Here is a 26,478-nt window from a genome sequence, read left to right as displayed (position 1 = left end):
ATCTAGTCACTTTCTCCGCTTTCGGCGAGCGCACCAGCGCCACCGACGATCTCTGTGATTTCCTGGGTAATCTGTGCCTGGCGGGCTTGGTTAGCCACACGGGACAGATCTTTAACCAACGCTGTGGCGTTGTCGGTGGCAGACTTCATGGCGTTACGGCGAGATGCCGACTCCGATGCTGCAGCTTCCAAAAGCATGGCGTACAGACCACGTGAGACGTACTGCGGAAGCAACGCCTCCAAAAGAGTGTCCGCATCAGGTTCGAACTCGTAGTCTGAGGTGGCTTTATCCTCGCCACTGCCCAAAATGCCATCATCACCGAGGTCAACCTCGTCAATTTCAATGACAGGCTCCATGGGAAGCAGTTGGTGGGCGCGTGCAGTCTGAGTCAACATAGATTCAAACTCGGTATACACCACGTGAAGCTGATCAAAGCCTTGGACAGGAGTACCTTCCTCGCCATTGACGCCCTCACGCCACTTGGCAGTGCCCACAGACCCGGCAACAAACGCATCTACGAGGTGACGACGCAGGTCATGAGTATCCTGGTATTTCGGATCTTGGGAAAAACCAGACCATGCACCTGCAATATCTTCGCCACGGAACTTGTAGTAGCCAATGCCTTTGTTACCAGCGACATACAAGACAACCTCGTAGCCCTTATCTTCAAGAAGTCCACGCAGTTCCGCAGTTTTTTTGAAGACGTTGTAGTTGTAGCCACCTGCCATGCCACGGTCACTCGTGACCACCAAGATTGCGGCACGCTTGCCGTTCTCACGCTCACGGAGCATGGGGTGATCGAGGGAACTTGCGGACGCCAGACGTTCCACCACATTGCGGATCTCTCTGGCGTACGGAAGCGAAGCCTCAACCCGTGCCTGGGCCTTGGTGATTCGCGAGGTGGCGATCAGTTCCTGGGCTTTGGTGATCTTCTTGGTCGAGTTCACCGACTTGATTCGGTTACGTAATTCGCGAAGATTTGCCATGGATTATCGCCTCCCTTCTTTTCCTTGGACGGTCATAGTGCTCTACTACCAGCCCTACTTTTTAGCCGTCTTACGGGACACCGTGATCTGGTTCTTCTGCAGTTCGCCTTCAGCCAAAGGATCAACGTCAGGGTCGTGAATCACGGGAGTGCCATCAGTGGTTTGGAAGGTGCGTTTGAACTGATCAGTAGCCTCAACAAGCGCGGTCAGAGACTCTTCAGAGAAAGCAGCACCGCCCTTGATCTGCTCGTACACTGCCGGGATGTTAGCGTGCAGGTACTCGTGCAGTTCTACTTCAAAGCGGCGGACATCTTCGACGGGAACGGTGTCAAAGTGGCCTTCGCCAGCCAACCAGATGGACACCATCTGGTCTTCCACAGCCATGGGGTTGTTTTCAGACTGCTTGAGCAGTTCAACCAGCCGCTGACCACGCTGAAGCTGTGCTTTAGAAGCCGGATCAAGGTCGGATGCGAATGCGGCGAATGCTTCCAAGTCGCGGTAGGCCGCAAGATCAAGACGCAGAGAGCCAGACACTTTCTTCATACCCTTGGTCTGAGCTGCACCACCCACACGAGACACCGACACACCAACGTTAATGGCGGGACGAACACCCTGGTTGAACAGATCAGACTCAAGGAACACCTGTCCGTCGGTGATAGAAATCACGTTGGTCGGAATGAAGGCGGAGACGTCGTTAGCTTTAGTCTCAATGATCGGTAGAGCGGTCATGGAGCCTGCGCCCATGTCGTCGGACAACTTAGCGGCACGTTCCAGCAAGCGGGAGTGCAAGTAGAACACGTCACCTGGATATGCTTCACGTCCCGGCGGACGACGCAGCAACAGTGAAATGGCACGGTAAGCTTCTGCCTGCTTGGTCAGATCATCGTAGATCACCAAGACATGCTTGCCCTGGTACATCCAGTGCTGGCCGAGAGCAGCACCAGCGAAAGGTGCGAGCCATTTGAAGCCAGCGGAATCAGATGCCGGAGCTGCGACGATAGTGGTGTATTCCAGCGCGCCATGCTCTTCCAGGGTACGACGAATCGCCGCGATGGTCGAGCCTTTCTGGCCGATGGCTACGTAGATGCACCGCACCTGCTTGGTGGGATCACCAGATTCCCAGTTGGCTTTCTGGTTAAGAATGGTGTCCAAGCAGACAGCAGTCTTACCAGTCTTGCGGTCGCCAATGACCAGCTGACGCTGACCGCGACCGATGGGGGTCATGGCGTCGATAGCCTTAATACCGGTCTGCAGTGGTTCACCCACGGGTTGGCGCTGCAGCACAGACGGTGCCTGCAACTCCAGCACACGGTCTTCTTCTTTTTCAATTGCACCCAGGCCGTCAATGGGCTGGCCCAGGGGGTTAATGACGCGGCCGAGGAATGCATCTCCGACCGGTATGGAAAGGACCTCGCCGGTCCGCTTTACTTCGTCGCCCTCTTTAAGAGTCTCGTAGTTACCCAGCACCACGACACCGATGCGGTCAGTGTCAAGGTTCTGTGCGACGCCAATGACGCCGCGCGGGAACTCAAGCAGCTCATTCGCCATGACTGACGGGAGGCCCGAAACCTGGGCGATACCGTCAGCTGCCGAAATGACCACACCGACCTCCTCACGGGAGGCCTCCGGGGAGTAGCTCGAGGTGTAGTTCGCAATCGCGCTACGGATCTCATCGGAGGAGATCGTCAGCTCCGCCATGTTCTTCCTGCTCTCGGTTGTTTCTTCCAGCATTGTTGTCTAGTAATTAGTCGTGTCTTAGACGATGCCTGCGCGCAGACGTTCGAGTTTACCTGCGGTACTGCCATCGATAACTTCGTCTCCGACTCGGATGACCACTCCACCGAGGAGGCTGGTATCGACCTCAGAGTGGATGCTCATCTCACGACCATAAATTCGGCCCAGTTTTGCGGCCAGTGCTTGCTCTTGTGGTGTGCTCAACGCAACAGCTGCGATGACGTGTGCGACAGTCTTTCCCTGCAGTTCAGCTGCGAGGGCGGACAAATTCGCAATATCGTCAATGAGATTGCTGTCTGGGCGTCCCACCACTTGCAGCGCCAGGGCCTCAGTGACGGCGCTGACTTTTCCGTACAGCACAGATGCAAGCAGTTGACGTTTAGCAGCGACAGTTGTTGTCTTGTCGCTCAGCAGCTGGGTGAGCTGCGTCTGGCCCTCCAGGATTCGGCTGAGGCGGAAGAGTTCATCCTCCACCTGGGCCAGTTGCCCCTGCTGTTCCGCGGACCGGAGAAGAGCGCGGCGGCCCAACGCAACCAAACCCTGTCGCATTTCGCGCGGGGTGGACCACACCTGGGCCGCAGCATCGGTGAGGAGTGCAAGGGTCACTGCGGACACATTGCCACCAAAAACTTCCTTCACCAGACCAGAGCGCTGCTCCGCAGGAGCTGATGCCTCAGCCACTGCGACGCGCAGGCCGCGGTCGCCGTCGAGGACATCAACGACGTCGAAAATTTCGGTACCGGTCTGTGCGGCAACTACGACTGCATTGTCAATGCCAGACAGGGTGTTGTCTAGGTTCAAAGTTGCATTCGCAAGTGCTTCGCGGCTCGCTGCGTGCATGTCGCTCACTTTCCTGCTGGGGCCACAGTGTCAAGATCGGACAGGAAAGCATCGATCGTTCCCGAGCGTTTGACATCGTCGGAGAGTTGCTCCCCGAGGAGGCGTTCGGCCAGGTTGATCGAGTTCTGTCCCATCTCACGGCGCAGCTCTGTGACGACCTGCTCACGCTGGGCCTGGAGCTGCTTTTCACCGGACTCAATGATGCGGTTGCTTTCTTCGGTGGCCTGGGCCTTCATATCCGCGACAATTTGCTTGCCCTTTTCGCGGGCTTCTTCGCGGATCTGTGCAGCTTCGGCACGAGCCTCAGCAAGCTGTGCGTTGTACTTTTCAAGGGCTGCCTTGGCTTCCGCCTGTGCAGCTTCGGCACGCTGGATGCCACCCTTAATCCGGTCCTCACGCTCAGTTAGGACCTCCTGGAACTTTGGAAGAACAAACTTCCAAAAGAGGAACAGGACGACGATGAGCGAAACTGCGGACCAGACGACATCGTATGACGCAGGCAGAAGCGGGTTAACGGACTTCTCTAGAGGAAGCCCCTCACCGCCTTCTGATGCGGCCAAGTAGTAAATGACGTTCGTCATGTGTCTGTCGGCTTTCGTTGTCTGTTCGGATTAGGTGAAGATGAAGCCGGCAACCAGGCCGATCAGGGCGAGAGCCTCAACGAAGGCGATACCCAGGAACATGGTGGTGCGCAGCTGACCAGCCATCTCGGGCTGACGTGCCATGCCCTCAAGTGCTTTACCAACGAGGATGCCGATGCCAATGCCCGGGCCGATGGTGGCAATGCCGTAGCCGATGGTGGCGATGTTGCCCGTGATGCCAGATTCAGCGGCCTGTGCGAGGATGACGTCGTTCATGAGTGTGTCGTTCCCTTTCTAGCTGCCCGGACTTTCACCGGGCGAAATATATCTTTATGTGTGTCGGTGTGACTGTGGTCCGCGACCTGCGTACAGGCCAACGGGTCAGTGCTCGTCTGCGTGCAACGCCAATTCGATATACACGGCGGACAGCAGGCTGAAAATATAAGCCTGCAGGAAAATCACCAGTAGCTCAAAGAGTGTGAACGCAATCGCAGCAATGATGGTTCCAAAAGACACTGTTGTCCAACCATTCATCTGGAAGAAGAAGAAGTTGGTGGCAGAGAACATCAGAACCAAAATGATGTGGCCTGCGAGCATGTTGGCCATGAGACGGAGAGTCAACGTGGCCGGGCGCAGGATAAACGTGGAGAGGAATTCCAGCGGCACCACTAGTATGTGAAGCGCTGGTGGCAAATTCGGGATAACAATCGAGGACTTGACGTATTTGAAAAAGCCGTACCGCTTTGCACCTGCATAGATGAAAACAAAGTATCCAACAATGGCGAGCACAAGGGGCATACCCACACGGGCATTGGGCGAGATGTTAAGGCCCGGAATAACCGAAGGAAGGTTCATCGCAAAGATCAGGAAGAACATGGTGGCCAGCACTGGCAAGAAGCGCCGCCCCTCTTTCTTACCCAGAATTTCTTCAGCGATGTTTACCCGCACAAAGTCGAGTGCAATTTCTGCCACGTTTTGCACGCCAGACGGAACCAACTTGGGGCTGCGCATGGCGATAACAAAAAACACTGCAACGACCGCTGCCATAAGCAAGCGGACGAACATCAGACGGTCGATGGCAAACCAGCCGTTCGCTACGTGTTCGAACCACAGGATTCCCGGGAAAAATTCGTGTTCCAGAGAGGGCGCATGGAATTCACCCTTCATGGACAGTGTTGTAACGCTCAGCGTTCTCTCCCGTGTTCGGGCCGCACGGGCATAAAACCGCACGGTGCGATGGACGTCTGAAATCTTCCTTGACCGCTGCGGACTCCGTCGCACATCATCGCAGCGATCATGGGGAAACCGGCAAACATCTTGACTCGCACAAACGCATCTCAAGTAGTTTGTTGGAAACCCGGTGCATAGATTATCAGGTGTTTCTGCGTTTCGACGAAGTACGATGGGGGGTATTTGAACTCCCCCACAGTTCACTGAAATAAATGCCGCCTAAGCGGCGGTTTTCATCACATGTAAGGTCAGTCACACTTGCTAAAACCCGCCCTTGTCGGGGGTAGTTTCTTGCACCATAGTCTGTTATTGGTCCGACCAAAGCGGCAATCCTCGCTGGCATTTCACCAATTACACACCCCAGAACGCCCCCCGTTTTACCCCTCACCTCCTACAAACGCTGTGCGCATGAGGTGAATTTTTAAGAATCAGTATCACCGTTAGTGCGCGCACTGGACCGCGCACTGGACTCAGTGGAAGGTTGTACATAGGTCACCCGCGAGGTAATCACACTCCACACTTCCACGCTAAGCACAGCTATGAGTACAAGGGTTGTGGTGACGACGAAGGCCCAGCGGTCGTAAAACGTCATTCCACGAATGACCATGAGAACCCCCAGCAATACCACAATTTTCAGCAGCCAACTCCCTAGCACCACCGCTCCTGTGGTTGACGGAGTGGTATTGGCAGTAACAAGCACGCTGATCGCTGTGAGCAGCACAAATCCCCCACCGATTGCCGCTCCCATCAGTACTCCCCAGATTCCAGCGATCCCAGCTGCCCAGCCCCAGATAGACAGAGACACGACACTCACTGTCAACAGTGCCAACGATCCAAATCGAATGGCGCGCTGCAGTGGCCGACGGTGGTCGTCAAACTCAGAAACATTGGAGGTGGGTTGAGTAGTCACGAGGGTGCATCTTACCTTGCATCGGTGGCGGTTCGAAGTGACGCTTGTCGATGCCCTTCCGGTGCCCCCGTATTCCCCTCGCCAGTACGCGCAGATCGGAACACAGGACTAAATGTGTACACCAGTGCCATTGCCAGCGATATCAGGATTCCCGCCAGCGCGTAAGGCGCAGGGATAGCACTAAAGGCCACTGCGCCGAAAGCCACCACACTCACCCACATGTACAACAGAAGAACAACACTACGGTGGCTATGCCCCAGGCCCAAGAGACGGTGATGCAGGTGCATTTTGTCTGCACTGAAGGGTGAACGTCCCTTTGACACGCGCCGGACCACCGCCATTACTAGGTCCAGCAGGGGGACGAACACGGCGGCAACGACCACGATGAAAGGGGAAATTAACGCCACCATGTCCACTGCACCATACAGGCTCATGTTGATTTTGCCGGAGGCAGAGGTTGCGGCCGCTGCGAGCAGCAAGCCGATCAGCATAGAACCAGAGTCCCCCATGAAAATGCGGGAAGGTTCAAAATTATGGGGCAAAAATCCCAGGCATATGCCCACCAGCGCAGCGGCAATAATAGCAGGTGGGTAAGCAGAAACGGTACCGCCTTGGTCATGAAGAATCGTCAGAGCAAACACCAAAATCGCACACCCAGAGATCATGCCTAGCCCGGCAGCCAAACCGTCAAGACCATCCACAAAATTGATGGCGTTAATGAGGGTGACAGTGAATAATGCGGTAACAACAGTGGATTGAAACTGATCTATCAGGACGGTCGTCCCATCCCCGAAAGGCAGGTACAACAGCGTCCACGATAGTCCCATCAGACTCATCACCATCGCGCCAAGGATCTGGCCAATAAGTTTGGTGATGGCATCAATTTCAAAAATATCGTCAATGATGCCCACAATCACAATGACAAAGCCAGCCATCACCACAGCCCCCATTTCAGGCGTGATGGGCTTGAAACCCCTGGTCAAAGCCGGAAGTTGTTGTGCAATGAACACGGCAGCCAAGAATCCGGTGAACATGGCAGCACCACCAAGTCGCGGCTTGGGCTGAGTGTGTACGTCACGGTCGCGAATCGCGGCGATGCGGCCGCTACGCACCATAATCGAGCGGATGATACCCGTGCAAAGATAGGTGACTGTGCATGCCACAAGAAAGACGAGACCGAGCTCGCGCAGCGGAATGCCTGCTCCACCCGACCCCATTAGCGAAGGCTTTCCACGTCCACGCCTAGAATTTCGGCGATTTTCTCGGCGGGCACCGCACCTTCACGTAACAGCTTAGGCTCGCGGTGGGACAGGTCAATGATGGTACTGGCCGTGCCGACAGCACATTCTCCACCGTCCAGGTAGACATTGACGGCGGAACCCAGTTGGTTCTTCGCATCCTCAGCAGTGGTTGCTGGTGGCTGACCGGAGATGTTTGCACTGGATACGGCCATAGGCCCGGTCTCACGCAACAACTCTATAGCTACGGGGTGCAAGGGCATGCGTAGCATGACAGTGCCGCGGGTGTCCCCCAGGTTCCAGGGAAGGCTAGGCGCCTGACGAATCACGATGGACAAGCCGCCAGGCCATAATGCCTCAACGAGAGCACGTGCTTGCGGGCTATATTCGGCGACAAGCCCCTGAATGGTGTCCCAGCTGCCCACGAGAACAGGAACAGGCATATTGGGTCCGCGATTTTTCGCAGCCAGCAGCCTGTTCACTGCGTCGTTATCAAACGCGTCGCAGCCAAGTCCGTACAGGGTGTCAGTGGGCAGAACCACGAGCCGTCCACCTTTTACCGCATTGAACGCAGCCCTCAGCCCCAGTTCGCGGCTTTCGCTGTCGGCACAGTCATAGATTCTGCTCAACGTCGTCTCTCCTAGTACAAGGGTTTTCTTACCAAGGTTATAGCTTACGCGCTGTGACAAACCGCTCGCGACCAGCGAGGTCCCGTCGCGCAACAATCTCATCACAGCGTCCCGTCGCAGCCAGTACGGCCTTGACCTCTGCGGAGGTCGTATCGTCGTGTTCAATGCCCAGGTATCCCCTAGGTTTCAGCAGATCAAGCATCACATCAATCATGGGGGTGATCACGTCCATACCGCTAACCCCGCCAAATACAGCCTGTGGCGGATCATAATGCACTTCCGTTTCCACTTCAGCCGCTTCTGGAACATAAGGTGGGTTCGATAACACCAGGTCACACGCACCACGCAGCTGCGGCAATACCTGGTCATACGTAGCATCACCCATCACCAACTCGACCTGCGGAGCGAACGCATCAAAGTTTGCCTGCGCCCATTCAGCCGCCGCCGAGTCAATCTCCACAGCAGTCACACGCGCTGCGGGTACCACCGTCGCCACATATGCCGCAATCGCACCCGATCCAGTGCATAGGTCCACCACTGTGGGCTTATCGACGCCCGCGACTACCGAAACACCCCACTCTGCCAGCAGCTCCGTCTCGGGTCTCGGAATAAAAACGCCTGGACCTACACGCAGTTCAAGTGGCCCCATAGGTGCGACACCCAGAATGTGCTGAAGTGGTTCCCTGCGTGCGCGGCGGGCAACCGCATCGTGAAAACCTGCGGGAGTTGAGTCGTCGCTACGCAGGAAAAGGTCAGTGCGCGAGCAACCCAGCAGGTGAGCAGCAATGAGCTGGGCGTCGTAAAGCGGCGACGCCACCCCCGCATCTGCGAGGATGACGGCAGCAGCAGTGATGTCCTGGGAGATCACTCGGCCTCAAGACGCGCGGCGCGCTCGGCGGTTTGAAGGGCAGTGAACAGGTCGTCCAGTTCGCCATTCAACACTGTGTCAAGGTTGTTGGCTTTATAACCAATACGATGATCGCTGATGCGGTTTTCCGGCCAGTTATAGGTGCGGATGCGTTCAGAGCGATCCATGGTGCGGATCTGCGCGGCGCGCCCCTCGGCTGCTTCGGCATCAGCGGCTTCCTCCGCCATCTGCTGCAGCCTTGCGGCGAGCACCTGCATGGCGCGGGCCTTGTTCTGAATCTGCGACCGCTCTTTTTGGCACGTCACCACAATGCCCGTGGGCAGGTGCGTGATGCGCACTGCGGAGTCGGTGGTGTTCACGCCCTGTCCGCCTTTACCAGAGGAACGGTAGACGTCCACGCGGATGTCTTTATCGTCAATTTCCACGGCCTCCACCTCGTCCGGCTCTGGATAGACCAGCACACCGGCCGCAGAGGTTTGGATACGACCCTGAGATTCCGTGACGGGCACACGCTGCACGCGATGCACTCCACCCTCGAACTTGAACACACTCCAAGCACCATCACGTGAGGGCTGCTTGGAACGGATAGACAAGGTCATATCCTTGACTCCACCCAAATCAGATTCAGACAGTCCAAGGATTTCCGTGGCAAAGCCATGCTTTTCCGCATACCGCTGATACATGCGGGCAAGTTCGCTGGCAAACAGTGCCGCCTCTTCCCCGCCAGCACCCGACTTGATCTCCATGACAATGTCATCACTGTCGTGGGGGTCGCGCGGTGCCAGCAGATCAGCAAGCTTTTCTTCCAACTGCACGGATTCCTCGGCAAGGCGCTCTGCCTCCGCCGCGAACTCGGCGTCCTCGTAGGCCATTTCCTGCGCAGCCTCTAAATCCTCCCGAACCTGCGAGAGCTCGGCGTGAACCTTGATAATGGGCTGCAACTCTGAATAGCGTTTGCCTACCTTGCGGGCCTGAACAGGATCATTGTGCAACTCGGGGTCACTGAGCTGGGCTTCCAAGCCTTGGTACTCGGCGAGGATGTCATCAACAGCCGAAACTTGGTTGGCCATCTTAGGAGAAGTCCTCCTCAACATCACCAGCCATAGGTGCGCTCGACGCGATCTGCATGAGGAATTCACCGTTGGACTTCGTCTTCTTCAACTGCTTAATCAGCAGGTCAATCGCTTGCTGATTATCCAAGTTGGACAGAATGCGGCGAAGCTTGTGCATAATGCGGGCCTCTTCGGGGGCCAGCAGCAACTCATCCTTGCGAGTACCGGACGGGTTCACATCCACGGCGGGGAATACGCGCCGCTCGGAGATACGACGATCCAACTTCAACTCAGCATTGCCAGTGCCCTTGAACTCCTCGAAGATCACGGTGTCACCGGCAGAACCAGTCTCCACCATAGCGGTGGCAATAATCGTCAACGAACCGCCGTTTTCAATGTTGCGGGCAGCACCCAGGAACCGCTTGGGCGGGTACAAGGCGTTGGAATCCACACCACCAGAGAGGATACGCCCCGATGCCGGAGAGCTGTTGTTGTATGCCCGACCCAGACGCGTGATGGAATCCAGGAGAACCACCACGTCTTGCCCCTGCTCAACAAGGCGCTTCGCGCGCTCAATGGCAAGTTCCGCCACAGTGGTGTGCTCACTTGGCGGACGGTCGAAGGTGGAAGCGATCACCTCGCCGTGAACACTGCGCTGCATGTCAGTGACCTCTTCGGGCCGCTCATCGACCAACACAACCATGAGGTAACACTCAGGGTTGTTTTTGGCAATAGCGTTGGCAACGTTCTGCAGAATGGTGGTCTTACCGGCCTTTGGCGGGGAAACAATCAACGCGCGCTGCCCCTTGCCAATCGGCATGATCAAGTCGATCACGCGCGTGGTCAGGATCTTCGGGTCCGTCTCCAGGCGCAGGCGCTGATTCGGATACAACGGGGTGAGCTTGGAAAACTCAGGACGCTGGCGCGCTTCCTCAACGGTCATGCCATTGATGGTGTCCACCCGCACTAACGGGTTGTACTTCTGACGGTTGCGTCCACCCTGGTAGTTGTTCTGCCCCTCACGCGGAGCCTTAACCTGACCAATGATGGCGTCACCACGACGCAGCCCCAGGCGGCGGATCATTTGCTGGGTCACAAACACATCGGCGGGGCCGGACTGGTACCCAGAGGTACGTAGGAAAGCGACATTGTTGTCCACAATGTCCAGGATGCCGGCAACGTTCTGCAGAACATCGTCCTCCCGCACCTCATCGTCATTACGGTTGTCCCGGCCACGGCGTGGCCGTTCACGGCGGTTGTTGCGGCGCCCACGACGATCATCCCCGTCATCATCGCGGTAATTGCGCTGCTGGCGGCGGTCCTGTTGATTGTCGCGGTTGCCGTCTTGGCGAGCATTGTCGTCGCTCGTGTTTGCAGTATTGCCAGCCGAGTCAGCAGATGTATCGGCCGCAGGCGCGGCGTCATCAGTATCGCGGGAATCACGCGCGCCAGAGGCATTGCGCTGCTGTCCGCGCTCCTTATCCCGCTGTTCGCGCTGATTCATGCGGGCACGATTGCGACGTGCACGACGTGCCGCAGACCGGGATTCGTAGCGAACCTCTTCGCCGTCACCTGTGTTGCTGGACTCTGCGGGTGCGTTTGTTGAAGCCTCATCGGCAGCGGCAGCTGCATCGGACGCAGAGGAGGATGACGCGGCGTCGTCACTCGCCGCAGCGACTCGTTTGGTGGCGCGGCGTCGAGTGGGTGCCTTAGTAGGCTCAGTAGTTCCGGCGGCCTCCACGGCCTCTGCCGCCTCTGATGCAGTCTCACGCGCAGGCTTTGCTAACGATGCCCCATTGGATTGAATCGCCTCAATGAGGGCTCCTTTACGCAACGTAGAGGTACCCCGAATACCCATGCGCTGTGCGATTTGGCGTAATTCTGGGAGCCGCAGTGCGCTGAGGTTCTGCTGCTGTGCACCGCTCGTTGAATCGGTGGCGGTGATATCCGTATCTGTCACAGATTTCCTTTCAATGGCTTACCAGGTCACCGCATACTGAGCGAGACCGGAAAGCGGCTGTGAATTTACACTTCTGAGCACCGCAGACTCACGTTCCCATCACAATGAGCCGTGGCCCTTACGGACCTGTGGGTGATGAAGTGCCTCAAATGCATTATCTTTGAGCAACGCAAAAGCGTTTCCAAAGAATTTTGATTAAGCCGACTTTTACAGTGGAGCACCAGCTGAAACGGGTTGCTCATCAGTGACTATTCGCCGGTTCACCAACAGTGTAGCGCACTCACACGAAATTGTGTCATTTACTAGAGTAGTGTCCATGCTCAGCACCATGCATGACATTCCGTTGTCGATCGCACGAATACTCACTTACGGGTCACAAATTCACGGAAATACCACCGTGACCAGCTGCGATAATGGAAGCAAAGAGACCACAACCTTCGCTGAGATCGGAGCACGTGCCGCCGCGTTAGCACATGCGTTGCGCTCTGAACTTAATGTGACTGACGATCAACGCGTAGGCACATTCATGTACAACTGTGCCGAGCATCTGGAGTCCTTCTTTGCCGTCACGTGCATGGGTGCGGTGTTCAACCCGCTCAACAAGCAGCTGATGGATGACCAATTGCAGCACATCATCAATCATGCTGAGGACCAGGTCATCATCGCTGATCCGCGCTTGGCGCATAAGCTTTCGGCGATCCTGGAGCACTGCCCCAGGGTGCGCGCCGTCGTCTTCATCGGCGTCGGTTCCTTGGATGCCGCCATCGCTACCCTTCCAGACGGTGTGGCTGGGTACTCCTATGAGGCGCTTATCGACGGCCACCCCTCAACGTTTTCATGGCCTGTACTGCCAGAAAAAACAGCCGCCGTCTTGTGTTACTCAACGGGAACCACCGGCGCCCCCAAAGGTGTTGTTTATTCGCACCGCTCCATCTATCTGCATTCCATGAACCTATGCACCACGGATTCATTCGCAGTCACCCACGGTGTTCCGTTCCTCTGCTGCGTTCCCATCTATCACGTGCTCAGCTGGGGTATTCCCATTGCCGCGTTTATGTGCGGTGCCCCGCTGGTCTTTCCAGGATCCGATGTATCCGCCCCGGCACTCGCAGCCATCATCGCCACCACACATCCGCGCGTGGCCACCGGTGTTCCCACCCTGTGGATTTCCCTCATGGTGCACTACATCAACAATCCACCGGAGCGCATGAGCCTCACCGAGATTTTCGCCGGCGGCTCCCCCGTCCCGCCGATCCTGATCAAGCTATGGGAGGAACGCTACGGTGTAGACGTCATTCACATCTGGGGAATGACCGAAACCTCCCCCATCGGCACGGTCGCCCGCCCGCCATCAGGCGTGTCCGGCGAAGCGCGCTGGAATTACCGCATCAGCCAGGGGCGATTCCCTGCAAGCATGGAATACCGCGTGGTGAACGATGGCGAGGTTGTTGCCAGCACCGACCGCAACCAGGGGGAAATTCAGGTGCGCGGAAATTGGGTCACCGCATCGTACTACCACTCCCCAGCAGACGTGGAAGGCGGACTCGCCCACACTTTCCGAGGAGACAACATTGACGATGCCCTAGAAAAGTTCACGCCGGACGGTTGGTTACGCACCGGCGACGTAGGATCCGTGACCAAAGACGGCTTCCTCACCATTGAGGACCGCGCCCGCGATGTGATCCGCTCCGGCGGAGAGTGGATTTACTCAGTGCAGTTGGAGAACCTGATCATGGAATCGAGCAGGGTGGTCGAGGCTGCGGTGATCGGTTACAGCGACGAGAAATGGGGCGAACGTCCCCTTGCCGTCACAGTGCTGCATGCTCATGTTGAACCGAACCGCGACACCGCCGAAATCCTCCGCGACGGCCTTCGAGAAAAGCTTCCCAGCTGGATGCTGCCTGAATACTGGACGTTTGTGGACAGCATCGATAAGACATCGGTGGACAAGTTCGACAAGAAGGACCTGCGCAAACACCTCGCCGACGGTGACTTTGAAGTGATCAAGTTGCGTGGCCCTGGCGAAAAGTAAATGCACTTAGTGCACGGTCACCTCAACCGGTCCCGCAACCGGCAACTCCATGACGCGGAGACCAGCATCGCGGGCATCCTGAAGAGATTTCTCGTCCACACCATCTCCTGTAGTCAATACCATGCACGTGGGCCCAGCCCCGGAAAGATAGGCGGCGTAACCCTTATTGCGCAAGCGATTCACCCATTCAGCTGTCACTGGCAGTACATCCGCACGATAGGGCTGATGTAGGCGATCCCTCGTGCCTTCCCACAGCAGTTCTGGGTGATGCTGCAATGCGACGGTCATCACCGCACAGCGCGACACGTTGAAACGTGCGTCAACGTGCGTGACATCCGACGGCAGTACGCGACGCACCGCCTCTGTGGAGGCGTGGAACGCCGGAACCAGCGCAAAAGCACGAATGGAGGGATGCACGGGAATGCTCACCGCTTTGTATTGAGGGTGAGTACGTCCGTCAACAGGAATTTCCGTCCAACTCACCACCGCATTGCCGAGCACAGAGGCAGCAGCGTTGTCAGGATGCCCCTCAAAGGCAGAGGACAGCTGGACCACCTGGGCGTCGTCAAGAGGAAAACCCGCAAGCCCATTCGCCGCAGCAACACCAGCAACAGCGGCAGCGGCAGAGGATCCCAGCCCCCGAGATTGGGGAATATTGTTGTGGCAGACCACTCGCAAACCAGGAACATCCACGTCGGCGGCTTTTAGTCCTGCGCGAATAGCCTTGACCACCAGGTGCGAACCGTCTCGAGGAAGATCGTCTTCGCCTTCGCCGAAAATCTCCACCTCTAGCCCCTGGGGAATGACCTCTACATCCACCGTGTCGTACAACCCCAGCGCGAGCCCGAGGGTGTCAAAGCCTGGACCGAGGTTTGCCGATGAGGCAGGTACTTTGACAGTAACTTTCTGTCCAGCAGGCACTTCAATTGCCATGTGATTATTCGCCCTCCAACCGAATCACGCTGTTGACGGCCTTCACTGCTGGCAGGTTGTTGAGCGACTCAATCGTGGCGGCGAGATCGGATTCCTTGGCCTTATGTGTGACGATGACAAGACGTGCATGATCCTCACCGCCTTCCTCTTGGCGTACGGTCCGCAGGGAAATTCCGCGGTCGCTAAACACCGCAGCGGTTTCGGCCAGGACTCCGATGCGGTCATCGACCTCCATGTCGATGTGGTAGCGGGTTTCTACATCGCCGAAGTCGGCGATAGGCAGACTGGCGTAGGTGGATTCACCTGGCGCACGGCCTCCATGGACTTTATTGCGTGCTGCGCCGACAATGTCGCCAAGAACCGCAGATGCGGTCGGTGCTCCGCCGGCGCCGTTTCCATAAAACATGAGACGACCAGCTGCTTCTGCTTCAATAAAAATGGCGTTGAAGGATTTATCCACGCTGGCCAAGGGGTGGCTGCGCGGGACGAGGGTGGGATGTACTCGAGCGGAAACGGTTTCCTGCCCGTTGTCATCAATGAGTCGTTCGCAAATGGCGAGAAGTTTGATGGTGTAGCCAGCTGACTGCGCAGCTTTGATGTCAGTTGCCGAAATGTTGGAGATGCCTTCGCAATATACATCATCGGAGGTCACGCGCGTGTGGAACGCCAAAGATGCGAGGATGGCGGCCTTGGATGCCGCATCATGGCCATCAATGTCGGCGGAGGGATCGGCTTCGACATACCCCAGACGCTGTGCTTCGGCGAACATGTCGTCGTAGGAGGCCCCAGTAGAGTCCATGGCGTCCAGGATGAAGTTGGTGGTGCCGTTAACAATGCCCTTGACTGACAGAACGCGGTCACCAGCGAGAGACCGGCGTAGCGGGCCAAGCACCGGGATTGCTGCGGCGACAGCTGCTTCAAAGTACAAATCGACGCCCGCTTCATCAGCCGCTTCTGCCAACTCTGCCGAGTGCGCAGCTACGAGGGCTTTATTCGCCGTAACCACTGATTTTCCGGCACGGAGCGCGGCAAGCACGACCTCACGGGGATAGTCGATACCGCCGATAACCTCAACCACAATGTCCACATCATCGCGGTTGATCAGTTCCATAGCGTCATCGGTAAATAGTTCCTTAGGCACGCCGGGGCGGACTTTGGCAAGGTCCCCCACTGCCACGCCTTTGAGCTCAAAGGCGCCACCGATGCGGTGCACTAAATCATCTTCGTATTTGTTCAGAAGCCGAAGCACTTCACTCCCCACGGTGCCGTGGCCCAAAATGGCGATACCAACCGGCTCGCCAGTACCTTTACCGGGGTTGAAGGTGGATGAGGTTGTAGACATCGTTCTCCCAGTTCTCCCTAAAGTTATCCAGCGTGGGCATTCCCAGTTATTGTAGACCAAGCTGTCTTTCAGCGCCCCTCTACCCCCATCCTTGAAATACTCCTTGGCGCACTCGCACCACACGCCACAACCTTAGATGAAAAGATATCTCCAATGTACTAAATATATTCTTATCCTCATTTTAAATTAATAAAATATTATTTTCTGCTATATTTTTTCAAAGAAATGCTGTTGTGAAAATTTTTTACGTAGCAATACCACTGCATTTCATGGTGCTTGTCGCCTATTTCTTAAGGATAATATTATGAAAATGCCTCGTCGTATCGCCACCAGCATGGTCGCCGCGAGCCTGGCAACGTCTTTAGCCGTCGCCCCGCGCAAGCGCAGAGACTTTCTCATACCGCCCTAGCAACCTCCACTGGTCTTGGTTCAAGCGCGGTTAACACCGTAATCGGTGTGGGCATCAACGTAGCTGTCGCAGTTGCCGTGTACAACTTCCTGGTCCAGAACCGCATCATCGCTCCCATCATCCGCTAGCACTTAGCCGGGAGTTGCACCAAAAAGATCTATCCCTGAACAGGAAAAATCACTGTTTTCTGAGTTCAGGGATAGACCTTTTTGCCGTTCAGCGTGCTACTTGTTCTTACATCACCTCAAGCGCCAAAATATCGTCAATGGTTTCGCGGCGGACCATCAATGTTGTATTCCCGCCCTTCACGCTCACCACAGCTGGCCGAGTGAACATGTTGTAGCGGCTGCTCATGGGATAGCAGTATGCGCCGGTCCCCGCCAAAGCGATGTAGTCGCCGGTCGCAATATCGTTGGGGTACGTGGCATCAGAGACCAGGATATCTCCAGCCTCACAGTGGCTACCCACAATGCGGGAATCTACTTCCTCACCATCAACAAAGCGGTTGACCACACGGGCGTCGTATTCCGCCTGGTAGAGGCTGGGTCGAATATTGTCGCTCATGCCACCGTTCACCGCGAGGTAACGCCGAACCCTATCCGAGGCAACGTGGACGTCTTTGATCACTCCAACTTCGTACACAGTCACTGTCGACGGCCCTGCAATCGCGCGCCCAGGCTCTACTTTCACGATGAGTTCTGGAAGCCCCAGTTCCTTGCTGTGCCGATTCACACGACCGATCAGATCAGCGGCAACAGCAGCAACGTCAAGGCCCTTCTGTTCCTCCACATAGGCGATGCCGTATCCTCCGCCGAGGTCCAGCACGCTGAAGTCGTGTGAAATCTCCTCGCCGAGGGCGTCAAAAAGCTGATCCACCAGCCCCAACACACGTTCAGCGGCTAGGGAGAAGCCTTCCGCGTCAAAAACCTGCGAGCCGACGTGGCAATGCAAACCAACCAACCGCAGGTTTTCGGCACGAACGGCAGCACAGGCGGCGTCGAAAGCCGAGCCGGAAGCCAGGGAAAAGCCGAACTTTTGGTCTTCGTGGCTGGTGGCGATGAATTCATGTGTGTGGGCCTCGATACCAGGTTTCACCCGCACCAGCACGTTTTGTGTGCAGTTTTCATTGGCAGCGATGAGGTCCAGCAGCTCCAGCTCCTGGCTGGCATCAATAACAACAATGCCCACGCCGTTTTTTACACAAGCACGCAGGAAATCGGATGACTTGTTGTTGCCGTGCGCCGCGATGCGCGACGGCGGGAATCCCGCAGCCAAAGCCACCGTAAGTTCCCCGAGCGAGGCCACATCAAGGCACAGCCCTTCCTCATCGACCCACCGCACAATAGCCGTGGTGAGAAAGGCTTTTGACGCATAATGCACACGGTCACCACCACCGAAGGCTGCAGCCATATCGCGACACCGAGAGCGGAAATCGGCCTCGTCTACCACCATGACAGGCGTGCCATATTCCTCGGCAATCTCTCCGAGCGGCACACCCGCGACGGTCACCACGCCGTCTTCTTGACGGCGTGCATTCAGGGGCCACACGTGCGCGGGTAAGCCGTTAAAACCAGTGGCTTCGTCACTATGGCTAAGGTTGTTGGCGTTGTGATCAGCAGACATAGTGCACTCCTACATTCGCTCGGGGGCGGTCACACCGACAAGACCCAAGGCGTTCGCCAGGGCTTGGCGAGTCGCCATGGCCAGCGCAAACCTCGCCTTATGAATTGGCTGTACATCCTCACCTGCTTTCGGCAGGATTTGGCAGTTGTCGTAAAACCTGTGGAACGTACCTGCAAGTTCTTCTGCGTAGCGCGCGATACGGTGGGGTTCGCGGAGTTCAGCGGCTGCCGTGACCACAGCGGGAAACTCACCAAGCGTACGGATGAGGTCGCCTTCGCGTTCATGGGTGAGCAACGAGTAATCCACGTTATCGGTGTCAGCAAGCTCCAACCCAACATCGGCGGCTTTCCGGGCGATGGAGCACAAGCGCGCATGCCCGTACTGCACGTAGTAGACCGGATTGTCTGAGGATTGCGATGCCCACAGGTCCATGTCAATGTCCAGCGTAGAGTCTACCGAGGAACGGATAAGGGCGTAACGCGCGGCGTCGATACCGATCAGTTCCACCAAGTCATCGAGGGTAATCACCGTCCCCGCGCGTTTAGACATACGGATGGCCTCACCGTCTTTCACCAGGTTCACCATCTGTCCAATCAGCACTTCCACCTGCGCCGGATCGTATCCCAGCGCAGCCGCAGCTGCCTTCAGCCTGGCGATATAGCCGTGGTGGTCCGCGCCTAGCATGTAAATGCACAGGTTGTGTCCGCGGCCAATCTTGTCGGCCACGTAGGCAATGTCACCAGCAATATACGCGGCATTACCGTCGGATTTGATCACCACACGATCTTTGTCATCGCCAAACGCTGAGCTGCGCAGCCACCACGCACCATCCGCCTCATACAGGTTGCCGTTGTCCTTCAACACAGCAATCGCGCGATCCACCGCGCCCGACTCGAACAGTGAATTTTCGTGGAAATACACATCAAAGTCGGTGCCAAACTCGTGCAGCGACTCCTTGATGTGATTAAACATCAGCTCCACGCCCGCAGAACGGAACGTCTCCTGCATGTTCTCTGGACTTTGCTCCAGCACCCCAGGATGCTTATCGACGACCATCCGAGCAATGTCCGCAATATACTGCCCACCGTAGCCGTCTTCCGGAGTTGGCTCACCTTTCGCGGCAGCAACTAACGAACGCGCAAACCTATCAATCTGGGTTCCGTGGTCATTGAAATAGTATTCGCGAGTAACGTTCGCGCCTGTGGCACTCAAAATACGCCCAAGTGAATCTCCCACTGCAGCCCAGCGCGTGCCTCCAAGGTGGATGGGGCCTGTGGGATTCGCGGAAACGAACTCAAGGTTGACGACAGTACCCGCATACCCATCGGAATGCCCGTAATTCTCCCCTGCGCGCAGGATCTCTGCCACAATCTGCCCTTGGGCATCGGCAGCGAGTCGAATGTTGATAAACCCGGGACCAGCCACCTCGGCAGACTCAATTGCCGGATTGGTAGCCAGTGAATCTACCAACCACGCTGCTAACTCTCGGGGACTCACGCCCACTTTCTTGGCCGCCTGCAAAGCCACATTTGTTGCATAATCCCCGTGTTCGGGGTTACGTGGACGTTCAACAACCATCGTCTCAGGAAGAACGCTAGCATCTAGCTCCCTATCACTGAGAACGGTGGTTGCGGTGGTTTTAATCAGTGAGGCTAAATCTGCAGGAGTCACGAAAAGCGATTCTATCGCACCACAACGTGTTTCCCGAACTTGGTTTAACCTCCTGAACTCTTAACTTGTGCTAGGACACAACCATCCACCCGAGAATCGGGGTGGACTGCAGGAACACCAGCACACAGACGAACAATATCAAGCCGATGGAGAAGCCAATGATGTTCTTCATAATCTTGGCTTCGCCGTTTTCCATCTGGACCGCAGCGCTCGCGATGGTCAAGGTCTGTGGAGACAGCATCTTGCCGATCACAGCACCAGTGGTATTTGCGCCCACCATGAGAGCGGGTTCCGCCCCCACTGAAGTGGCAGCGGTGGCCTGCATCTTGGAGAACAGTGCGTTGGCGGAAGTTGCAGAACCAGTCACTGCAGTACCAACCCACCCAAGGATCGGCGAAATGAATGGGAAGAAGGAACCAGAACCAGCCAAGAACGCACCAATAGCACCAGTTTGACCAGAGAAGTTCATCACATACGCCAAGCCCATAACCGCTGCAATGGTCAACGCAGCCAAACGCATGCGATAGGCACCGCCGAACAATTCCCCGAATCCCAGTTTAAAGGACATGGGGTACTTTCCACCTTCGGTGTTGAGCATGTAGACAATGACGGTAATCAGGCCAGACAGGAAGAGTAGGGTGCCCGGGTTGGACAGCCAGTTGAAGTTAAACACAGTGGCGGTCAACGGTTTACCAGTGCTGTCAACCAGATGACCATCCAGGCCAGGCCATGGGAATTTAATATCAGTGGAGGTCAGGGCCTTCGGGATATTGACGCCCACGGTCCACAGCTTTGCCACGGCAAAGACCACGATAACCAGTAGGTACGGGAACAGCGCGAGGCTGGTGCGCTGAACGTTGAGTTCGTTTCCGCTGCTTGCACTGGTCTGACTAGCCTGTTCCTCAGGGGTTTTTGGAGCCCACACCATAAGGAACAAGACGCCGACGGTCAGGGAGAGCAGGCAGGCAACCACGTCGGTGAGGTCATAGAGGAAGTAGTTGGACGCGAGGAACTGTCCACTACCGAACGCCACACCCAGCACCAACGCCATGGGCCATACCTGCCTAAATCCGCGGACACCGTCCATGATGAAGCACAGGATAAACGGCACAATCACAGCCAGAACACTGACTTGACGACCAGCCATAGCGGCTACGATTTCTGGCTTAATACCAGTGAGTCCACCAGCGGTGGTCAAAGGAATGGCCATTGCGCCGAATGCCACGGGAGCGGTGTTGGCCACCAGCGTGACCAACACGGCTTTCATAGGCTTCATGCCAATAGCCAGCAGCATGGCAGCCACAATGGCCACAGGCGCACCGAAACCGGCCAGGGCCTCCAACAAGCCGCCAAACGAAAAACCAATAAGTAGGGCCTGTACGCGCATATCCCCACGGCCAATCTTGGAGAAGATCAGTCGGAGATCTTCAAAACGATTGGACTTAACCGTGAGGTCGTACACCCACACCGCCATCCAGATGATGAATACGATGGGGAACAAACCGAACGCGATGCCCTCTGTCATGGTGAGAACCGCAAGATTGGCGGGCATGGCAAACAACACAATAGCGACAATGAGTGCCATGACCATCGCGCCGATTGCTGACCAGTGAGCCTTAAGCTTCACAACCATCAACAACACGAAGAACGTGGCCAAAGGCACAATTCCGACGAGGGCACTGAGCGCTGAGCTATCCGCGACTGCTTTGGTGTTTGATGTAAAAGTGTCAGACGCAGCAAGTGTATGCTGCGCAGTGTTCACCAACGTCGGTGGGGCAGCGGCGAGGAGAAAATCCACCGTAAGCTCCTTTGTGGGATCGAAGGGGTCTCACTTTGGCAAAGTGAGTGGCGGTACGGCACTAGGAAGTATGAAATTTTGGCACAACATAAAAGTGCCCTTGGGTGACGCTCCCCAAGAGGCAGCAAACACCCTTTTTCCTCATTGTGAGCCATTGGGACGTAAATCAATAGCAAAATGGTTCAGATACGACGTGAACCATCCTCAATCTTTCGACCCAGTGGGAGCTATCCCAAGGTCACGGTAGCATTATGATTTGTGTCACATTTTAGCCCCACCGTAAATGTTACCAACCCCGAACAAGGACATAACCACCTTGGGATGAGCATATTTTCAAAACATTAATGTTTCAGAAAAACCGCAGGTTAGGGCTACCTTATCGGGAGGAAGTTAGCACAAAGGAAAGCTAGGATAGGTTATGTCCAGCTAGGTCAGTAGCACTCTGCGATAACACTGCTGTCACCCATGCATGTTTCCGCATAGCTACTCCCTAACCAACCGCCCGATCAGATAAGTGAGGAGCACCCGTGCGTGTCGCTCTCTTCTCCACCTGTATTGGTGATGCCATGTTCCCCGACGTGGTCAAAGCCACTGCAGTGATTTTGTCACGGCTCGGCTATGACGTGGTTTTCCCGCCAGAACAATCCTGCTGTGGACAGATGCACGTCAACACCGGCTACCAACGTGAAGCGATCCCCCAGATCCGCAACTACGTTGATGCTTTCTCTGACCCCTCCATTGATTACGTGGTCGCCCCCTCCGGCTCCTGCACCGGAGCGGTCCGCGAACAACACGAGTTCGTAGCAAAGCGCTACGGCGATGCCGCGCTTGTCGACGGCGCTCGTACCACGGCCGCAAAAACCCTTGACCTGTCCGAATTTCTTATCGACGTCGCGGGCGTCGATAATCTCGGTGCATTCTTCCCGCACCGGGTGACCTACCACTCCACCTGCCACTCTCTGCGCTTCCTGAAAGTCGGGGATCGTCCGCTGCGTCTACTGCGCAACGTTGAGGGAATCGACCTGGTGGAACTCCCCCATGCCGATGAATGCTGCGGCTTCGGCGGCACCTTCTCTGTGAAGAACGCTGAAACATCCGCGGCTATGGTCACCGACAAAACCCGCAATATCCGTTCAACACAAGCCGAATATGTCACTGCCGGTGACGCTTCCTGCTTGATGAACATCGGTGGTGCCCTTTCTCGCCAGCACGGTGGTGTACGTGCTGTGCACATGGCTGAGATCCTCGCCTCCACCAAAGAACACCCCTGGTCCCCCACCTCCGCTGTGTACTCAAAGGAGGCAATGCTATGAGCATCCTACTTGGCACCCCGTCCATGCCGCCACGCGCGCCTAAAGACGTTGGACACCTCCGAGGTGATCGATCCTTCCAAAAAGCAGCACACGTGGACCTCTATAACGCCACGCAGCGCCGCAACTTGCATAAAGCTACCCACACCATTCGCGCAAAGCGCGCTAATGTCATCTCAGAAATCGATGACTGGGAGGATCTACGCGAAGCAGGGTCCGGCATTAAGCGAGACGTGATGGCCCGCATGCCTGAGCTACTGGAGCAGTTTGAGGCAGCCGTCACTGCCCGCGGCGGTCACGTGCACTGGGCGCGTGACGCCAAAGAAGCAGGCGAGATTGTCACCGAGCTGGTGAAGGAAACCGGCGAAACCAATGTAGTCAAGATCAAGTCAATGGCCACGATGGAAATTGGCCTGAATGACCAGTTGCGTGACGCTGGCATCTCAGCCCGCGAAACCGACCTCGCGGAACTGATTGTGCAGCTGGGCCATGACCGTCCCTCCCACATTCTGGTTCCTGCCATTCACCGAAACCGCGCCGAGATTCGCGACATCTTCATCAAGGAGATGCCGCATACCGATGACTCACTATCGACCGAACCGGCCGAACTAGCTGAAGCGTCACGCCTGTTCCTGCGTAAGCAGTTCATGGAAGCAAAGGTCGCTATCTCTGGTGCAAACTTTGGTGTTGCTGAGACAGGGACCGTTGCCATCGTCGAATCAGAGGGTAACGGCCGTATGTGCCTCACCTTGCCTGAAACCCTCATTTCAGTGATGGGCATCGAGAAGTTGCTCCCCACGTACGAGGATTTTGAGGTATTCCTACAGCTCCTCCCCCGCTCCTCCACTGGTGAGCGCATGAACCCCTACACCTCATTGTGGTCGGGTGTGACGGAAGGCGACGGCCCGAAGAACTTCCACATCGTCCTCGTGGATAACGGACGTACCGCAGCACTATCCAACGAAATCGGACGCGAAGCACTGAAGTGCATCCGTTGTTCCGCGTGCTTGAACGTCTGCCCAGTTTACGAACGCGCTGGTGGTCACGCCTACGGCTCCACCTACCCAGGTCCGATTGGCGCTATTCTCACGCCGCAACTGACCGGTATTGACTCCGCACATGACCCGAACGCGTCACTGCCGTACGCGTCCTCGCTGTGTGGCGCATGCTTTGAAGTGTGCCCGGTCCGGATTGATATTCCGTCAGCACTGCTGGAGCTACGCCACCAGAAGATCGAAAGCCACAAGCCCAAGATTGAAGGCGTCATCATGGGCGCCATGGGCCTGACCTTTGGCAACCAGATGATCTGGAGCAACGTCACCAAGATGGTTGCACTGGGACGTGTCCTCGGCGGATTCAACGGCAAGATCACTCATCTCCCCAGCTTCCTCGCCGGCTGGACGGATATCCGCGACACTGCTGTGCCGCCGAAGAAGTCCTTCCGTAAGTGGTTTAACTCGGATGAGGCTAAGGATCTACTAGCTAAATCTAGGGCTGAGGGGATTCCCCACACCACCCCTAAGACTGAGAGTCAAGAGGAGGCACAGTAGATGACCATCACTTCTAAGAGCACTGACAGCGTCAGCAAAGCTCGCGCTTCCCGCAATGAGGCAGCGAAGAAAGAAATTCTCAAGCGCATCCACAACGCGCATCGGCTCGCTCACACCCCCGAGGGACCCTACCCGGTGGTACGTAACTACCACCGCGAGTATGACTTTTCCGACGACGAACTTCGTGAGATCCTGATTGATCGCCTTCTGGACTACAAGGCGATTGTGAAGGAATCCAGCGAGGCTAAGCTGAGCGACACCATTGTGGGACTGCTGGAGGAACGTGGCGCGAAGGATGTGCGCTTCGCCGAAGGACTCGATCCCAAGCTGTTCGCTGGATTCAGCGGCAGCGCCACGCCTGACGACCGCTCCTCCGATCCCCGTCTTCTTGATGCCGTGGATGTTGTGGTCACTGATTCTCACGTCACAAGCGCACAAACGGGCACCATTTGCCTGGAGAGTAATCCCACCAATGGCCGCCGTGCTCTGACGCTGGTTCCCGACTGCCACATTTGTATCGTGCGGCAACCGTCTATCGTCTATGGTGTGCCGGAAATGGTAGAGCGGCTCGACCGTAAGCTTCCCATCACGATGATCTCTGGACCATCCGCAACGTCGGATATTGAGCTCAACCGCGTGGAGGGTGTGCACGGCCCCCGTACGCTCATCGTGGTTATCGTCTCGTAAGCACGACACCGACATAAACCCGCAGTGAACACCTATCCTGCGGGTTTAATGTTTTTCCTGCAACGGTGCTAAGATCAGCAACGTTGTTTCGCCTCCGTAGCTCAGGGGATAGAGCACTGGTTTCCGGTACCAGCGGTCGCACGTTCGAATCGTGTCGGGGGCACCACAGCACTAATCCCAGCCTCCCACATAGGGGATGGCTGGGATTAGCCGTTGTTACAAGCCCTAAAAGCCCAAAGAGTTATCGTCCGGCATCAGGACCCAGGCAACGAAGTACAGGATGAACTGGGGGCCAGGAAGCAGCCACGACAAGACAAAAAGCAGACGCAGTACGTTAGCGTCCCAGCCATAGGTTTCAGCGATGCCACCCAGCACACCCGCAATCATACGGTTGGTCCGGCTGCGGTGTAGCCTGCGTGACAGCTTCGGGAGGTTCGACATGGTGATCAGTCTCCTTCACGGGTGGGTAGTTAAAATCTGATTCACCATTTAGTGTGCCTGGAGATACGGACCTATCGCATCAGGGTTCTCCCTGATTTCTCCCTGATTTAAGGGTATCCGGCTTAGGTTTCCGCACCAGGGATGCCCTTCACGTTGATCACCTTCTCCATGAAGCCCTTGAGCGCTCGTGCTTCTTCCTCAGTGAGGTGGTCAAAGAGCAACTGTCGTACTGACTCAACATGAGCCGGAGCTGCTTTTTCTAATCTGCGTTGCCCTTCATCCGTCAGTTCCACAACCACACCTCGGGCATCACCGGCGCATTTTTGCTTGCGCACAAGCCCCCTGCGCTCCATCCTGGTGATTTGATGTGACGTGCGGCTGCGATCCCAGTTGAGGTCGCTACACAGGTCACGAAGCCTAATTTCATGGTGTGGACTTTCAGACAAACTAACCAAAACCGCAAACTCTGGGGTCGATAGTTCATATCCTCTTTGCAAAGTCTCATCTATGCAGCGACTTGCTTTACGCACAGACGCCAAACACAAGCGCCATAGCGCTTGTTCTTCATCACTAAGCCAGCGCGGTTCATTCATACCACAACAATAATCAAATAAGCCCAGTAAATAAAACCGGGACGGTATTTACATCTTTTGC

Annotated in this window: 23 protein-coding genes and 1 tRNA gene; 5 read left to right on the top strand and 19 right to left on the bottom strand. The window is 56.2% G+C overall.

Going from position 1 to position 26,478, the window contains the following annotated elements; all coding sequences use genetic code 11:
* Positions 1-2: 2 nt before the first annotated feature.
* From CDUR_RS05080 to rho, 12 genes are all read right to left on the bottom strand, one after another.
* A complete protein-coding gene (locus tag CDUR_RS05080; RefSeq protein WP_179417376.1) occupies positions 3-986 on the bottom strand; it encodes a F0F1 ATP synthase subunit gamma in 984 nt (327 codons plus the stop codon).
* A gap of 54 nt (positions 987-1,040) precedes the next feature.
* Positions 1,041-2,684 (bottom strand): F0F1 ATP synthase subunit alpha, encoded by a 1,644-nt coding sequence (gene atpA / locus CDUR_RS05075; protein ID WP_040358615.1) that lies wholly within the window; start codon positions 2,682-2,684, stop codon positions 1,041-1,043.
* A 57-nt stretch (positions 2,685-2,741) separates the two neighbouring features.
* On the bottom strand, positions 2,742-3,560 hold the full coding sequence (locus CDUR_RS05070; protein WP_179419029.1) for a F0F1 ATP synthase subunit delta: 819 nt from the start codon (positions 3,558-3,560) through the stop codon (positions 2,742-2,744).
* A gap of 5 nt (positions 3,561-3,565) precedes the next feature.
* Positions 3,566-4,141, bottom strand: a complete 576-nt coding sequence (locus CDUR_RS05065; protein WP_006061907.1) for a F0F1 ATP synthase subunit B — start codon at positions 4,139-4,141, stop codon at positions 3,566-3,568.
* Positions 4,142-4,171: 30 nt separating this feature from the next.
* On the bottom strand, positions 4,172-4,417 hold the full coding sequence (locus tag CDUR_RS05060) for an ATP synthase F0 subunit C (RefSeq protein ID WP_006061906.1): 246 nt from the start codon (positions 4,415-4,417) through the stop codon (positions 4,172-4,174).
* A gap of 105 nt (positions 4,418-4,522) precedes the next feature.
* Positions 4,523-5,308 (bottom strand): F0F1 ATP synthase subunit A, encoded by a 786-nt coding sequence (gene atpB / locus CDUR_RS05055; protein WP_006061905.1) that lies wholly within the window; start codon positions 5,306-5,308, stop codon positions 4,523-4,525.
* Between the two features lie 484 nt (positions 5,309-5,792).
* Positions 5,793-6,281 (bottom strand): Cg1360 family ATP-synthase-associated protein, encoded by a 489-nt coding sequence (locus CDUR_RS05050; RefSeq protein WP_179417375.1) that lies wholly within the window; start codon positions 6,279-6,281, stop codon positions 5,793-5,795.
* Between the two features lie 11 nt (positions 6,282-6,292).
* Complete coding sequence (locus CDUR_RS05045; RefSeq protein ID WP_179417374.1) at positions 6,293-7,498, bottom strand: MraY family glycosyltransferase; 1,206 nt, start codon at positions 7,496-7,498, stop codon at positions 6,293-6,295.
* On the bottom strand, positions 7,498-8,148 hold the full coding sequence (locus CDUR_RS05040; RefSeq protein WP_179417373.1) for an L-threonylcarbamoyladenylate synthase: 651 nt from the start codon (positions 8,146-8,148) through the stop codon (positions 7,498-7,500). Before CDUR_RS05040 ends, CDUR_RS05045 begins: the two co-directional genes overlap by 1 nt.
* Before the next feature lie 37 nt (positions 8,149-8,185).
* Entirely contained in the window at positions 8,186-9,016 is an 831-nt protein-coding gene (prmC, locus tag CDUR_RS05035) for a peptide chain release factor N(5)-glutamine methyltransferase (protein ID WP_179417372.1), read from the bottom strand.
* The gene (prfA, locus tag CDUR_RS05030) at positions 9,013-10,086 is read right to left on the bottom strand and encodes a peptide chain release factor 1 (RefSeq protein WP_006061900.1); all 1,074 of its coding nucleotides are present in this window, start codon (positions 10,084-10,086) and stop codon (positions 9,013-9,015) included. Before prfA ends, prmC begins: the two co-directional genes overlap by 4 nt.
* A 1-nt stretch (position 10,087) precedes the next feature.
* Positions 10,088-12,028, bottom strand: a complete 1,941-nt coding sequence (gene rho / locus CDUR_RS05025; RefSeq protein WP_411763058.1) for a transcription termination factor Rho — start codon at positions 12,026-12,028, stop codon at positions 10,088-10,090.
* 316 nt (positions 12,029-12,344) lie between these two features.
* On the opposite strand from rho, the gene CDUR_RS05020 reads away from it, so the two are divergent.
* The gene (locus CDUR_RS05020; protein WP_179417371.1) at positions 12,345-14,060 is read left to right on the top strand and encodes a long-chain fatty-acid--CoA ligase; all 1,716 of its coding nucleotides are present in this window, start codon (positions 12,345-12,347) and stop codon (positions 14,058-14,060) included.
* 6 nt (positions 14,061-14,066) lie between these two features.
* On the opposite strand, the gene thrB is transcribed toward CDUR_RS05020, so the two are convergent.
* The 5 genes from thrB to CDUR_RS04995 all read right to left on the bottom strand — a co-directional run bounded on the left by thrB (position 14,067) and on the right by CDUR_RS04995 (position 21,800).
* Positions 14,067-14,993: a homoserine kinase gene (thrB, locus tag CDUR_RS05015; protein WP_179417370.1), complete on the bottom strand. Its 927-nt coding sequence runs from the start codon at positions 14,991-14,993 to the stop codon at positions 14,067-14,069.
* A 4-nt stretch (positions 14,994-14,997) separates the two neighbouring features.
* Positions 14,998-16,335, bottom strand: coding sequence for a homoserine dehydrogenase (locus CDUR_RS05010; protein ID WP_179417369.1), 1,338 nt, complete (start codon positions 16,333-16,335; stop codon positions 14,998-15,000).
* Positions 16,336-16,978: 643 nt separating this feature from the next.
* On the bottom strand, positions 16,979-18,367 hold the full coding sequence (gene lysA / locus CDUR_RS05005) for a diaminopimelate decarboxylase (RefSeq protein ID WP_179417368.1): 1,389 nt from the start codon (positions 18,365-18,367) through the stop codon (positions 16,979-16,981).
* Between the two features lie 9 nt (positions 18,368-18,376).
* Positions 18,377-20,038 carry an arginine--tRNA ligase gene (argS, locus tag CDUR_RS05000; RefSeq protein WP_179417367.1) on the bottom strand — a complete coding sequence of 554 codons (1,662 nt, stop codon included), beginning with the start codon at positions 20,036-20,038 and terminating at the stop codon, positions 18,377-18,379.
* A 70-nt stretch (positions 20,039-20,108) separates the two neighbouring features.
* Entirely contained in the window at positions 20,109-21,800 is a 1,692-nt protein-coding gene (locus tag CDUR_RS04995) for an L-lactate permease (RefSeq protein ID WP_375379374.1), read from the bottom strand.
* A gap of 563 nt (positions 21,801-22,363) precedes the next feature.
* On the opposite strand from CDUR_RS04995, the gene CDUR_RS04990 reads away from it, so the two are divergent.
* The 4 genes from CDUR_RS04990 (at position 22,364) to CDUR_RS04975 (ending at position 25,549) form a co-directional block, all read left to right on the top strand.
* Entirely contained in the window at positions 22,364-23,149 is a 786-nt protein-coding gene (locus CDUR_RS04990) for a (Fe-S)-binding protein (protein ID WP_179417366.1), read from the top strand.
* The gene (locus tag CDUR_RS04985; protein ID WP_006061890.1) at positions 23,146-24,696 is read left to right on the top strand and encodes a lactate utilization protein B; all 1,551 of its coding nucleotides are present in this window, start codon (positions 23,146-23,148) and stop codon (positions 24,694-24,696) included. The genes CDUR_RS04990 and CDUR_RS04985 overlap by 4 nt, the downstream gene beginning before the upstream one ends.
* Entirely contained in the window at positions 24,697-25,383 is a 687-nt protein-coding gene (locus tag CDUR_RS04980; protein ID WP_218865401.1) for a LutC/YkgG family protein, read from the top strand.
* Between the two features lie 90 nt (positions 25,384-25,473).
* A tRNA-Arg gene (locus CDUR_RS04975) sits at positions 25,474-25,549 on the top strand.
* Between the two features lie 59 nt (positions 25,550-25,608).
* Here CDUR_RS04975 and CDUR_RS04970 read toward each other — a convergent pair.
* Entirely contained in the window at positions 25,609-25,824 is a 216-nt protein-coding gene (locus tag CDUR_RS04970; protein WP_060996119.1) for a PspC domain-containing protein, read from the bottom strand.
* Positions 25,825-25,946: 122 nt separating this feature from the next.
* Positions 25,947-26,417, bottom strand: coding sequence for a MarR family winged helix-turn-helix transcriptional regulator (locus CDUR_RS04965; RefSeq protein ID WP_040358610.1), 471 nt, complete (start codon positions 26,415-26,417; stop codon positions 25,947-25,949).
* Between the last annotated feature and the right edge of the window lie 61 nt (positions 26,418-26,478).

Origin of the sequence: Corynebacterium durum (assembly GCF_030408675.1) — a bacterium.
Classification (GTDB): Bacteria; Actinomycetota; Actinomycetes; order Mycobacteriales; family Mycobacteriaceae; genus Corynebacterium; species Corynebacterium durum.
This window is presented reverse-complemented; position numbering and strand designations above follow the sequence as displayed.

Coding starts and splice junctions, on each gene's coding strand:
- atpA (WP_040358615.1), bottom strand. CDS start 2,684: ATGGCGGAGCTGACGATCTCCTCCGATGAGATCCGTAGCGCGATTGCG.
- CDUR_RS05060 (WP_006061906.1), bottom strand. CDS start 4,417: ATGAACGACGTCATCCTCGCACAGGCCGCTGAATCTGGCATCACGGGC.
- CDUR_RS04970 (WP_060996119.1), bottom strand. CDS start 25,824: ATGTCGAACCTCCCGAAGCTGTCACGCAGGCTACACCGCAGCCGGACC.
- CDUR_RS05045 (WP_179417374.1), bottom strand. CDS start 7,498: ATGGGGTCGGGTGGAGCAGGCATTCCGCTGCGCGAGCTCGGTCTCGTC.
- thrB (WP_179417370.1), bottom strand. CDS start 14,993: ATGGCAATTGAAGTGCCTGCTGGACAGAAAGTTACTGTCAAAGTACCT.
- CDUR_RS05080 (WP_179417376.1), bottom strand. CDS start 986: ATGGCAAATCTTCGCGAATTACGTAACCGAATCAAGTCGGTGAACTCG.
- atpB (WP_006061905.1), bottom strand. CDS start 5,308: ATGAAGGGTGAATTCCATGCGCCCTCTCTGGAACACGAATTTTTCCCG.
- CDUR_RS04965 (WP_040358610.1), bottom strand. CDS start 26,417: ATGAATGAACCGCGCTGGCTTAGTGATGAAGAACAAGCGCTATGGCGC.
- CDUR_RS05065 (WP_006061907.1), bottom strand. CDS start 4,141: ATGACGAACGTCATTTACTACTTGGCCGCATCAGAAGGCGGTGAGGGG.
- CDUR_RS05070 (WP_179419029.1), bottom strand. CDS start 3,560: ATGCACGCAGCGAGCCGCGAAGCACTTGCGAATGCAACTTTGAACCTA.
- CDUR_RS04980 (WP_218865401.1), top strand. CDS start 24,697: ATGACCATCACTTCTAAGAGCACTGACAGCGTCAGCAAAGCTCGCGCT.
- CDUR_RS04985 (WP_006061890.1), top strand. CDS start 23,146: ATGAGCATCCTACTTGGCACCCCGTCCATGCCGCCACGCGCGCCTAAA.
- prfA (WP_006061900.1), bottom strand. CDS start 10,086: ATGGCCAACCAAGTTTCGGCTGTTGATGACATCCTCGCCGAGTACCAA.
- CDUR_RS05020 (WP_179417371.1), top strand. CDS start 12,345: ATGCTCAGCACCATGCATGACATTCCGTTGTCGATCGCACGAATACTC.
- lysA (WP_179417368.1), bottom strand. CDS start 18,367: ATGTCTGCTGATCACAACGCCAACAACCTTAGCCATAGTGACGAAGCC.
- CDUR_RS05010 (WP_179417369.1), bottom strand. CDS start 16,335: ATGTCTACAACCTCATCCACCTTCAACCCCGGTAAAGGTACTGGCGAG.